Annotated in this window: 5 protein-coding genes and 1 pseudogene; 2 read left to right on the top strand and 4 right to left on the bottom strand. The window is 49.4% G+C overall.

Annotated elements, in window-relative coordinates:
• Positions 1-14 precede the first annotated feature (14 nt).
• From OEY64_01965 to aprB, 4 genes and pseudogenes are all read right to left on the bottom strand, one after another.
• Positions 15-2,165: an FAD-dependent oxidoreductase gene (locus OEY64_01965; protein ID MDH5541708.1), complete on the bottom strand. Its 2,151-nt coding sequence runs from the start codon at positions 2,163-2,165 to the stop codon at positions 15-17.
• Positions 2,162-3,413: pseudogene (locus tag OEY64_01960) on the bottom strand (CoB--CoM heterodisulfide reductase iron-sulfur subunit A family protein). The gene OEY64_01965 and the pseudogene OEY64_01960 overlap by 4 nt, the downstream one beginning before the upstream one ends.
• Positions 3,414-3,497: 84 nt before the next feature.
• Entirely contained in the window at positions 3,498-5,447 is a 1,950-nt protein-coding gene (gene aprA / locus OEY64_01955) for an adenylyl-sulfate reductase subunit alpha (protein ID MDH5541707.1), read from the bottom strand.
• A gap of 12 nt (positions 5,448-5,459) precedes the next feature.
• Entirely contained in the window at positions 5,460-5,906 is a 447-nt protein-coding gene (aprB, locus tag OEY64_01950; GenBank protein MDH5541706.1) for an adenylyl-sulfate reductase subunit beta, read from the bottom strand.
• 756 nt (positions 5,907-6,662) lie between these two features.
• Between aprB and gltB the strand changes: the two genes are divergently transcribed.
• Together gltB and OEY64_01940 are read left to right on the top strand one after the other, a co-directional pair.
• The gene (gene gltB, locus OEY64_01945) at positions 6,663-11,201 is read left to right on the top strand and encodes a glutamate synthase large subunit (protein ID MDH5541705.1); all 4,539 of its coding nucleotides are present in this window, start codon (positions 6,663-6,665) and stop codon (positions 11,199-11,201) included.
• Between the two features lie 27 nt (positions 11,202-11,228).
• Entirely contained in the window at positions 11,229-12,695 is a 1,467-nt protein-coding gene (locus OEY64_01940; GenBank protein MDH5541704.1) for a glutamate synthase subunit beta, read from the top strand.
• The last annotated feature ends 121 nt before the right edge of the window (positions 12,696-12,816 follow it).

Raw genomic sequence — 12,816 nt, 5'->3', positions numbered from 1 at the left:
CCTTTCCCGTCTCATTATTCTCCGAACTCCTTGAACGGATTCGGACCTACTTCGTCTATCATTTTCATGAATTCGTCGATTATCCCAGGAAGCTTTTTGTAATCCCCTATCGCAACCGGTGTAAACTGCACGCGCTGTGGTTCAATAGCCATCCTTCCGAGCGTCTCTTCGAGTTTCCCCATTCGCTCGTTAGCAAGCTCGCTCCCCTTCACGTTATGGCACTGGTAGTCGTCCCCATGTTTGCATCCCATCAGGATCACGCCGTCGAAACCTTTCGAGAATGCGTCGCTTAGCCATACCATGCTCATTGAACCGAGGCATCTAAGCGCAACGATCCTCACGAAAGGGCTGATCTTCAATCGTTCGGCGGCAGCCATGTCGAAAGCAGGCACAGAATCGTTGTCACACGCAAGAATAAGCACCCTCGGCTTCTCCTCCTCTTCACCGGGCATACTTGAAGCTCTGATAATTTCGCTGTACATATCTACATGGTAATCCTTGAACGAGATTATCTTCTGCGGACAAGCTCCCATACATGTGCCGCATCTTCTGCAACGCAAAGGATTCGGTATCGGATTCGCCTTTTCGTCTTCGTCGTACATCCCGTAGGGACATTCATCGGTGCACCTCTTGCACTGTGTGCACCTGTCCATTGCTATCTCAGGGTAGCTGGTATCGCCCGAACGTGGATGAAGCGATTTTCCTGTAGACGAAAGTTCCAGACACTGGATCGCCTTGAGTACAGCTCCAGCGGAATCGATCTCGGCCTGACGACTGTCCATCGGATGTCGCACTGTCCCTGTTGCGTATATTCCGGTTCTCCTTGTCTCATATGGAAAACAGATGAAGTGCGAATCAGGGAAACCGTACGCCAATTCCGGCAGTTCCGGCCCCTGCCTGTATTTGAGTTTAAGAGCCCCGCCATTTTTCGCCGATGACTCCATACCTGTTGCGAGCACCGCCATGTCGGCTTTTATAGTTATCTCACCCCCAAGGAGTGTCTCCTTTACAGTGATGTTCACGCTTCCGCCATCACCCTCTTCCACTGAGGCTACCTCGCCTTTCGTGAAAAAGATTCCATCATCCTCCTGAACTTTTTTGTAGAAGAGTTCGTATTTGCCTGGGGTTCTTATGTCCTTGTAGACGATATATATCTTTATATCCTTATCCTGTTCACGCAGATAGACCGCATGTTTCAGGGTGGTCGAACAGCAGTAAGAAGAGCAGTACGGAAGATGTTTTTCATCACGCGAGCCGGCGCACTGAACGAAAAGAACGGATCTTATTTTTCCGCCGTCCGATGGGCGCACGATCTCACCTTTGACAGCCATATCCTCGAACTCAATATTCGTAACTATATTCTTCTTCCCATATCCAAGATGCGAAAGTTTTTGAGGATCGTATGGCTTTGAGCCGGTTGCCTGGATAATCGCCCCTACGCGAATGGTAATGCTCTTTCCACTTGAGTTCATCGTCACGTCAAACATTCCTGGCTGGCCGGAAATAGATTCTATCTCGGTTGACAGTTTCACGTCGATCTTGGGATCGTTCTCAACCGATGTTATCTTCCCGCTGATTCCGGTCTCGGCAGGATTTAGCGAATCATCGCCCGAGGGGAGTTTTTTCTTCAACCGGTTCATGAATCCCCCGAGCTTGCTCTCCTTTTCGACAAGCACGACGTTCTTTCCGGCTCTTGAAGCTTGTATCGCCGACGAAAGCCCCGCAATACCTCCGCCGATTACAAGTATCTTCTTGTCCAGTTCCTGAATGTAAGGGGTAGTAAGCGATCTCTTCCCCGATTTCACAACCGACATGCGGAAGTAATCTTCGGCGAGGAGCTGAGTATTCTCGTTGTTCGGCTCACTGATCCATACCGCCCCTTCACGTATGTTCGCACGCTCGACCATAACGGACGGGCCAAAGTCGAACTTCTCGGAGAATACCCTTTTTGAACAGGCGGCAATCACGATCTTGTTTGCGCCCGCGCTTACATCCTGTTTTAGGAACGCTACCCCTTCGTCACTGCAGAGCGACGGGTGCGTTTTTGCTTCCGGAAGACCTGAGTGCTCTACCGGAACCTTGCAGAGTTTTGGAACATCCAGGCTTTCGCCTATACCGCATCCGGTACAAACATAGCTGTTTATTGTGCCGTTGGTTTCAGTCATTTCCCACCCCACTGCAGGGAGTTAAGCGCGGCGGCTGTCCCCCCCATTACCGAAGCGACTACATCCACCGGTCTTTCGGCAACGCCTGCTACCGATATGCCGTCGGGAAGTTTATCAGTGAGAATGAATCCGTTTTCATCGGTTTGTACCATCAGGTTTTTTGCCTCGCCATTGAGGCTTGGCGCCATCCCTGTTGCAAGAACCGCCAGATCCGCTCGATACTCGATCTTTTCCCCGCCCATCACATCTTCCGCGGAGAGTATTACCTCTTTTGTCGACGAGTCTTCAGTGATTTTTGCGACCTTCCCCTTTACGAGCGACACTTTTTCATCGCCTGACACCTTTTTCATGAAGGCTTCATACTTGCCGGGTGTTCTCATATCAATATAGAAAATGATCACCTCCGCGTCAGGGATTGCTTCGCACATAGGTAGCCTGCTTCAGGGAAGCAAGACAGCATACTGCGGAGCAGTATGGGAGATGGTTCTCATCCCTTGATCCAGCACATTGAACGAAAGCTACCTTTCTGACTTCTTTTCCATCCGAAGGCCTAGTAATCTTCCCGCCGGTAGGTCCTCCGGGGGACGCAAGACGCTCCATCATTACGTTGGTAATTACGTTTTTAAAGCTTCCAAAACCGAGGTTCTCTATTTTTCCCGCGTCATACGGTTTCCACCCCGACGCTATTACCACCGATGCGGCGTCGATACTCATTTCTTCCGCCGGTTTCCCGAATTCTATCGCCTTGTACTTGCATGCATCGACACACTTGGAGCACTCGGCCCCTTTACAGGTTTTCATGTCGATAATGAACCTGTTCGGATACGCCATCGGATGCGACATGTAAACCGCTTTTCTTTTTGACATCGAATAGTTGAAATCGTCCACGGTCTCAACGGGACAAACAGGAACGCAGTCGCCGCAGGCTGTACATTTATTGTTTACTGGGTTTGTTGCCGTTGATATTTCAAGCTTGAAATTTCCCGCGCTTCCGCTGACAGATTTAACGGTCGCGGAAGTGATGACCCTGATATTCGGATTGGACCTTATCCGCTGGAAATTTATCTCCATCCCGCATTGCGGAGGGCAGAGTTTCGGGAAATATTTATTCATGCGGAATACGCGACCGCCGAGATATGCCTCTCTCTCAAGGAGAATAACCTGTGTGCCGGCTTCTGCCGCCTCCACCGCGGCTGTAATGCCGCTAGTCCCGCCGCCAATAACAACTACCGGTTTTCCCGATTGCACAATTCCTCCTGCAGATGATTCAAATAAACATATTGAACATGGAGGCCCATATAAAAGGCCTCCATGTTACCAAATTTCCGAGGATTAATCGGCGATAAGCTGTTTGTATTCCCTTTTAAACACTTCCCATTTACCGGTTTTAGGATCCATCTTCGAATTTACGAAGCACTTCCAGTTCTCATCATCCAGCGCAAGGAAGTCTCCCCTGTAATAGTAGCCAGGGTACCTTGTCTCTTCCCTGAAGAGAATGTGCCTTGCGTGAGCCTCGGCCGCTATCAGCCTGTGGTAGTTTTCCCATGCGCGGAGGAGTTCATGCAGGTCTGCGGCGCCCAGGAGCTTGCTGTCCTCTTTGAGAACCTCAAGGTATCCCATGCCTGCTTCCAGCAGAGTTTTACTGGTCGTATATGACGGTGTGATACCTCCGACATACTCATCCATGATTTTCTGCAGTCTGGCCTGGAACATGTTCGGTTTGATGTAATTCGGGTTTACGTTCGGCGCGGTTGTATAACCTTTATGTTGCGCGAAAGTTTCGAGAGGCTTGTAGATCTCGTACGCGACATCTTCGGCGTTTTCAACAGCCTTTGCCTTGTAATCCTTGTGATCAAGAACCCAGGCAACCATGCTCTTGCCCGCCATTCTCCCTTCCGCATGCGAACCGGATGAGAATTTATGCCCCGATGCTCCTACGCCATCGCCGGCCGTGAACAATCCCTTGACTGTTGTCATTCTGTTATAACCCCACGACCACTCTTCCGGGCCGAAATCGTCTGGTCCGCTTACCCAAAGGCCTGCACAACCTGCGTGAGAGCCAAGAAGGTAAGGTTCGGAAGGCATCAATTCTGAAGGTTTCTTATCCGGCTCGATATCGTTAGCGGCCCAAACTCCTGCCTGGGAGATCGTCATATCGAGGAAGTCTTCCCACGCTTCGGCCTCAAGATGCTTTATTTCTTTCGGAGTCATTGTCTCTGCCAGCTTTTTCATCGCCACGTCGGTGCGCATAAGGATTGGACCTTTACCCGCTCTCATATCCTGCAACATCATGTGGTTTCTCATGCATGTGCCGAGCTTTTCCGTGTACTTGCCGTAGAGTTTTTTCGCGTCTTCCAGATTGGTCACGCAGTAGTCTTCGCCAAGCGAGTTTGTTGCCTGCGCCTTGAAGAGGAGGAACCATGCGCCAACAGGGCCGTATCCATCCTTGAATCTGGCAGGAACGAACCTGTTTTCCATCATGGTCAGCTCCGCGCCCGCTTCCGCGCCCATTGCGTAGTTTGAACCGGCGTTCCAGACCGGGAACCATGCCCGCCCCTGACCTTCACCGGTAGACCTAGTCTTAAATACGTTTACGCATCCGCCTGTCGCCAGCATTACCGCATTTGCATGGAATACATAAACCTTGTTTTCTCGAACGCTGAAGCCGCATGCGCCGGCTATCCTGTTATCCTCTGTTGCATCATGAAGTACCTTTACTATAAAGAGACGTTCGAAGAGGTTCTGCTCCACTCCGGTCTCTTTCCTGTTATCTTCAAGCGCCTTCTTGGCCGCTTCCGCGACGATTACCTTGTACGATTCTCCGTTTATCATCGCCTGCCATCGGCCCGACCTGACCGGCTTTCCACCTTCACGCAGGGATTTTCCCTTGTAGGAACCGTCATGTCCCTTCCCTTCGTCGTCAGTTTTCCAGATGGGGAGACCCCAGTCCTCAAAGAGATGAACAGAATCGTCAACGTGTCTGCCAAGATCGAATACGAGGTCCTCGCGAATGATACCCATCAGGTCGGTGCGTACCATCCTTACATAATCTTCAGGCGAGTTCTCACCGAGGTATGTATTTATGGCAGAAAGACCCATAGCCACGGCGCCGCTTCTTTCCGCAGCCGCCTTATCGACCATGGTTATCTTTACATTCTTCCCTTTTGCCCAGCGGGCGGCTTCGTATGCCGCTCCGCAGGCTGACATTCCCCCGCCTATTAAAAGGATGTCTGTGTGAATTTCTACTATTTCAGGTTTCGCAGTATATTTGAATTCAGCCATTTTCCTATCCCCCTACTTTTTGCTGTCAGGTGTAGGCATATTTACACCAGCCGCGTGATGAGTAAAAAACCCAGGTTGTTTAATCTTTGAAATGTCCGCGTCGCCAGTACCAGCGTATGGATCTACTGAACCTTCAGGTTTGGTCCTGATAGGGAATTTGAATCTTTTTATCTGTCCATTTCTGAACTTGACGGTCCACATTATCGAATCGCTCCCTCGCAGAGGTATTACCGCTGATCTCATCGGCACAAAGTCTGAGTAACCTCTAACCTCTATCGCCTGCTGAGGGCATATTTTTACGCAGTTGTAGCATTCCCAGCACTGCTCAGGCTCCTGGTTTAATGCTTTATTCATCCCCGTATCGAGTTTCATCAGGTCATGCGGGCAGACATACATGCAGGCTGTTTTATCTCTCCCCTTGCAGCCGTCGCATTTTTCCGCTATTACAAAACTAGGCATTTCAGTATCCTCCCAACAAAGTTATAATCCTTATATCCCCATTCAATACTGCTTTTCTTTGAACAGTATTTGCCTTCATATACAATGAAAACTTACCCCCATACTAAACACAAACAAACCAAACACTTACGGAAGCAAGTCCACTAAATCTCTGCCCCATACAATTAATGGGTCATTGTTTTTGCTTCCGATTTCAATTTTACACCAGCGGAAAGAAATTGACTGGTAAATATCACAATAAAGTTTTTTATGTCACATACAATTTTTTTTTTGGTAGCTTCTTTTACGTTGATAATCCAGCAATTGCAGGGACCTCTATTACACGCGTATCAATTACCGGCATTCAAATTGAGGCATAAAGCTCCTACTTGAGATACTGCGGATGGGTGATTAAAGAAATTTGAGGCTTGGGAGATATTGTTTTTTCCGTTTTTTGAATCTTGCCGATCCCAGGTGGCCGCATCTATAGAAAATCGGCATGAAATCCGGCCCTGACAAAACGATAATACCGGATTGAAAAAGGGATATGATCCTGCCGCATCGCTAAAACTGGTTGTCTATCAACCTGTTATAAAAGATTTCAAAGAGAACATTTGCAAATGTTGTTGGTAATTCGTAAAGTAGTTAGTCCAATTTGGAGGCAATACTAGTGGAGCCGATTGTTGGGGGGTCCGAGCAAAGCAAATGCACGGATCAAGTTATAAATGAATTTTAAATATTTTCTTTTAATTAAGGTGTGACAGAAGAAAGAATTGCATGGACAAACGGAATCAACAAAAGAATATCGGTCTATACGACCCTCGTTATGAACATGACGCTTGCGGGGTAGGTTTTATTGCGAACCTTAATGGTGAGCAGTCTCACTGGATTGTGAGAAAAGGGATTGAGATACTTGAAAACCTTGAACACCGGGGAGCAGTAGGAGCCGAAAAAAATTCCGGCGATGGAGCGGGAATTCTTGTCCAGATGCCTCATCAATTCCTGAAAAAGGAGTGTTCGTCCATTGGCATAACATTGCCGGAATTCAGCGAGTACGGGGCAGGTATCATTTTCCTCCCGAAGAAAAAGGATAGCCGCGAAAAAATAAAGGAAATCTTTGAAAACTGCGTGAAAGAGCTGGGACAGGAAGTGCTCGGCTGGCGCGACCTTCCTGTAAACAACAGCGGTCTCGGCAAAATGGTGCGTGACGTGGAACCGCACATGGCCCAGGTCTTCATTAAAAAGAGCAATGACCTTGATCCCATGGGATTTGAAAGACGGCTTTTCGTAATTCGCAAATACGCAAAAAAGAAAGTGCTCAATAGCGGAATAGAAGGTTCCCTAGACTATTTCATCTCCTCGCTTTCATACAAGACGATAGCCTACAAGGGGATGCTCACCTCTCCTCAGGTCATGGAGTATTTCCGGGATCTTAGCGACGAGACTTTTACATCGGCCCTCGCTCTTGTGCACAGCAGGTTTTCCACTAACACGTTCCCCAGCTGGCCTTTGGGACAGCCCTTCAGATATCTTGCCCATAACGGCGAGATAAACACCTTGAGGGGGAACATCAACAGAATGGCCGCCAGGGAAGCTGTTTTTAAATCAGACGTTTTTACCGACGATGAACTGGAAAAGCTGAAACCTATCATCGACGACACGCAGTCCGACTCTGCCATCATAGATAACGCAGTAGAACTACTTGTTATGAATGGTCGCTCACTTCCGCATGTAATGATGATGCTAATCCCCGAAGCATGGGCGCACGACAAGGAGATGAGCCCCAAGAAGAGGGCTTTCTATGAATACCACGCGACGATGATGGAGCCGTGGGACGGCCCCGCGTCCATCGCCTTTACCGACGGCAAGGTGATAGGCGCAACTCTCGACCGAAACGGTTTGCGCCCTTCCAGATACCTTTTGACGGACGACAACATTTTGGTAATGGGCTCCGAAGCTGGCGTGCTTGAGTTCCCGCCGGAAAAAATCGTCCTCAACGGCAGGCTACAGCCGGGGCGGATGTTCGTCGCGAGCCTGGAGGAGCATAGGATCATCCCGGATGAGGAAATTAAAGAGCTGATGGCCGACACGGCCCCATACTCAACATGGCTGGCCGAAGGGAAACTTGAACTCCGCCAGCTTGAGAAAGTCAGGTCCCCGCATCAACCGGACCATAACACCCTTGTGCGCCGGCAATCGGTTTTCGGCAACACACTCGAAGATATCAGGATGATCCTGTTACCTATGGCCAACAACGGTTCGGAACCTATCGGCTCCATGGGTAACGACACTCCACTGGCTGTTCTTTCGGACAAACCGCAACTCCTTTTCAACTACTTCTACCAGTTGTTCGCGCAGGTGACAAATCCGCCGATCGATTCCATAAGAGAAGAGTCCGTTATGTCGCTTGTATCTTTCATAGGCGCTCAAGGCCAGATACTGACAGAAGCAAAGGAGCATTGCCGCGTCATCGAACTTCCTCATCCAATACTTACCAATCATCAGCTTGAAAGGCTCAAACAGGTAAATATTCCGTTCTTCCACGCGGAGCCGATCCCGATCGTCTTTCGAGCCGAAGGTGGAAACCACAATCTCGAAAAAGCGATAGATGAAGTTTGCCGCAAGGCAACTGACGCAGTTGCAAAGGGAAAAAACATCCTTATTCTCTCCGACAGGACGGTCAATGATAAATACGCGCCAATCCCGACGCTTCTGGCAGTCTCGGCTGTGCATTACCATCTTATAAGAAACGGTGTAAGAACCAGGTGCAGTATCATCGTGGAATCTGGTGAAGCGAGAGAAGTCCACCATTTCGCTACCCTTCTCGGATACGGTGCGAGCGCAATAAATCCCTATCTTGCGCTTGAAACAATCGAGGATCTAAGGCTCAATGAACAGCTTGAACCGGGGATCACCAGAAAGATGGCGCGCGACAACTACATGAAAGCGATCGACAAAGGTTTACTGAAGATCCTCTCAAAAATGGGGATTTCCACCATTCAATCGTATATAGGGGCGCAGATTTTCGAAGCGGTTGGCCTGAAAAAAGAGTTTATCGACAAATATTTCTCAGGAACCGCGTCAAGACTGGGCGGTGTCGGGATTGACATTATCGAAACTGAATCACTGATGAGACATCGTTACGCCTATCCCAGGAAAGACGAGGTAGGAAGCATCAGGCTTGAGCATGGCGGAAAATACAGCTGGAGAGCAAGAGGAGAACATCACTCTTTCAATCCGGAAACCATCCATCTCCTTCAACAGTCAACTCGCATGAACGATTTTGGTATGTTCAAGAAGTACACGGAAACAATGAACAACCATACGATCCAGCTGAATACGATCCGCGGCCTCCTTGAGTTTGCAAACAATGAACCGATTCCTGTCGAAGAGGTCGAACCGGTCGAAAGCATTGTAAAGAGGTTCTTCACAGGCGCGATGTCGTTCGGCTCGATTAGCAAGGAAGCGCATGAAACGATCGCTATCGCGATGAACAGGCTGGGCGCAAAAAGCAATACCGGCGAAGGGGGCGAAGATCCCGCAAGGTTTACCCCTCTTCCAAACGGCGATTCCGCCAGATCTGCCATAAAGCAGGTTGCCTCCGGGCGATTCGGAGTAACGTCACACTACCTGGTGAATAGCGACGAGATACAGATAAAAATGGCGCAGGGAGCAAAACCTGGTGAAGGGGGGCAGTTGCCGGGGCATAAAGTGGATAAGGTTATCGCAAAGACCAGGAATTCTACCCCAGGGGTAGGACTCATCTCCCCTCCTCCTCATCACGATATTTATTCGATCGAGGATCTTGCACAGCTAATATTCGACCTCAAGAACTCGAATATAAAGGCAAGGATCAACGTAAAACTAGTTTCGGAAATCGGCGTCGGAACCATTGCCGCCGGCGTCGCCAAAGGTCACGCGGAAGCAGTCCTGATATCAGGGCATGACGGCGGCACAGGGGCCTCTCCACAAAGCTCCATAAAACATGCCGGGCTCCCCTGGGAACTTGGACTCGCCGAAACACATCAGGTGCTCATGCGCAACGACTTGCGGAGCAGGATCGTTGTTCAAACCGATGGCCGCATACTTACCGGGTATGATGTCGCAGTGGCAACACTTCTCGGAGCCGAGGAATGGGGCGCAGCAACATCCGCCCTTATCGTGAGCGGTTGCGTAATGATGCGCAAATGCCACATGAACAGCTGTCCTGTAGGGATAGCAACACAGGACAAGGACCTCCGTGCATTTTTCACCGGCAAACCGGAATACTTGGTGAACTACTTCACCTTCCTCGCAACGGAAATGAGAAATCATATGGCTCAGCTCGGATTCCGAACCGTGAATGAAATGGTCGGAAGAGTGGATAAACTCAAGATGCGTAGCAATGTTTCCCATTGGAAAGCGAAACATATGAACCTGGACAACCTTTTACACAAAGCGAAATCCCCTTCCTGTGCCTCATACTGTGTAGAAGAACAGGATTTCGGACTCGAAAACGCGCTGGACCACCAGCTTATCGAGATGGCAAAACCAGCCTTGGAAAAGGGTGAAAAGGTCAAAGGGGAAATAAAAATAAGGAATATCAACAGGACGATAGGGACGATGCTGTCAGCCGAGATATCCCGAAGATACGGGGCTGCAGGGCTCCCGGACGATACCATCTACATAAAGGCGAACGGCTCCGCTGGGCAGAGTTTCTCCGCATTCGGCGCAAAAGGGGTTACATTCGAAATTGAAGGAGAGGTAAACGATTATTTCTGCAAAGGTCTTTCGGGATCCAAGGTAATCCTCTACCCTCCTAAAAATTCGACATTCAACGCACACGAAAATGTTATCGTTGGAAACGTAGCGCTTTACGGCGCGACGAATGGTGAGGTCTATATCCGCGGCATTGCAGGCGAACGTTTCTGCGTCAGGAATTCAGGCGCGAAAGTGGTTGTTGAAGCGGTTGGCGACCACGGATGCGAATACATGACCGGCGGGAGAGTCATCATCCTCGGAAGCATAGGGAAGAATTTCGGCGCCGGCATGAGCGGCGGCATTGCCTATATTCTCGAAACCGACGGTATGTCCAAAAAACGGATCAATCCCGAAATGGTGGACCTGGAAAGACTTTCAGATCCTGCCGAAATCGAGGAGGTAAAGGGGATGATTGAAAGACATCACAACTTTACCGGCAGCAACACTTCAAGAAAAGTATTGGCCAAGTGGAACAGCTCCGTTGCCAAATTCATAAAAGTCATGCCAAAGGATTATAAACGGGCGTTGGCCGAGATGGCTGAAGAAAAGGAACTTATTAAAACCATGGCGGGTTAAACCGATATGGCATCGAGGTAAAGCAATATGGGTAAACATGGCGGTTTTAGAGAATTCAACAGGAAAAATCCGGGATATGAACCTGTAGAGAAAAGGGTTAAAGGCTTTTTTGAATTCATGGTCCCTCTCTCCAAAGAGGAGATAGAAACACAGGCGGCAAGGTGCATGGATTGCGGTACACCTTTTTGCCACCCGAATTGCCCTGTACATAACATCGCCCCGGACTTTAATGACCATGTTTATCGAGGCGAATGGGAAGAAGCCTTAAAAAGCCTCCTTAGCACCAACAGTTTTCCAGAGTTTACAGGGCGTGTATGCCCTGCCCTTTGCGAATCGGGTTGCGTGCTTGGATTGATCAATGAAGCCGTTTCAATAAAAAATATAGAGCTCTCCATTATCGAACATGCCTACCAGGAAGGCTGGATGAGTCCAAAACCGCCGAAAAAGCGCTCTGGTAAAACCGTGGCTGTTATAGGTTCCGGTCCCGCCGGCCTTGCCGTTGCGGATCAGCTGAACAAGGCTGGTCATCGTGTAACCGTATACGAAAAGGATAACCGCGTTGGCGGGCTTTTACGATACGGTATTCCCGATTTCAAACTCGATAAAAAGGTCATCGATAGAAGAGTAAAGCTGATGGAAGATGAAGGTATCTTTTTCGTCACGAACTCCCACGTCGGTGTCAATGTGAAGGTTGCAAACCTGCGAGAAGAATTCGACGCGATCGTCCTTACGGGCGGGTCTACGGTACCAAGAGATCTCCCCATCCCGGGACGCGATGCGAAAGGGGTACACTTCGCCATGGAATTCCTGAAACAGAATAATAAACGTGTTGCAGGCGATGCTATATCACCCGAAGAGGAAATTCATGCAAAAGGAAAGCATGTCCTTGTGATCGGTGGTGGCGATACCGGCTCCGATTGCGTCGGCACTTCCATTCGCCACGGCGCCGCCTCCGTCACACAGATAGAACTCCTGCCGAAACCACCGGAGTCCAGAACCGATAAGACCCCTTGGCCGTCGCACCCGGGACCAAAAATGCTGAGCACCTCCACTTCCCAGGAAGAAGGGTGTGAACGCGAGTGGTCCGTTCTTTCCAAGGAATTTGTCAAGGATGCAAACGGAAATCTCTCCGGCGTACGGCATGTAAAGATCAATTGGATAAGCGATACCAAGTTTGAAGAGGTTCCAGGCAGTGAGTCTCTATACAAAGCTGACCTCGCCTTTCTCGCAATGGGCTTCCTCTACGCAGACCCGAAAGGAATGCTTGAGGAGTTGGGCGTTGAAAAAGATGAGAGAGGGAATGTTAAAACTGACGACAACTACCGCACTTCGGCTGAAGGTGTTTTTTCCGCCGGTGATATGCGCAGAGGGCAGTCGCTTGTCGTATGGGCGATATCCGAAGGGCGTGAATGCGCAAGGGAAGTCGATAAATTCCTGAGAGGCGGCGAAAGCAGACTCGAATCGAAGAACAAACCGTTCGGCAACCTGGCCTGAACGCGAACTTCGCTCTTGCAATGCTTTAATATTTAGCCTGTATCTCTTTGTAATCACACGGAAATTACATGACAGAATATCAATTCACTGTTAATGCCGGTGATATCGAAGTTCCAAACCG

The organism is Nitrospinota bacterium, from assembly GCA_029881495.1.
In the GTDB taxonomy this organism is placed as follows: domain Bacteria; phylum Nitrospinota_A; class UBA7883; order JACRGQ01; family JACRGQ01; genus JAOUMJ01.
This window is presented reverse-complemented; position numbering and strand designations above follow the sequence as displayed.

What these genes read in the sequence shown, in the direction of transcription:
- gltB (MDH5541705.1), top strand. Translation starts at nt 6,663, where the DNA reads ATGGACAAACGGAATCAACAAAAGAATATCGGTCTATACGACCCTCGT.
- aprA (MDH5541707.1), bottom strand. Translation starts at nt 5,447, where the DNA reads ATGGCTGAATTCAAATATACTGCGAAACCTGAAATAGTAGAAATTCAC.
- OEY64_01940 (MDH5541704.1), top strand. Translation starts at nt 11,229, where the DNA reads ATGGGTAAACATGGCGGTTTTAGAGAATTCAACAGGAAAAATCCGGGA.
- aprB (MDH5541706.1), bottom strand. Translation starts at nt 5,906, where the DNA reads ATGCCTAGTTTTGTAATAGCGGAAAAATGCGACGGCTGCAAGGGGAGA.
- OEY64_01965 (MDH5541708.1), bottom strand. Translation starts at nt 2,165, where the DNA reads ATGACTGAAACCAACGGCACAATAAACAGCTATGTTTGTACCGGATGC.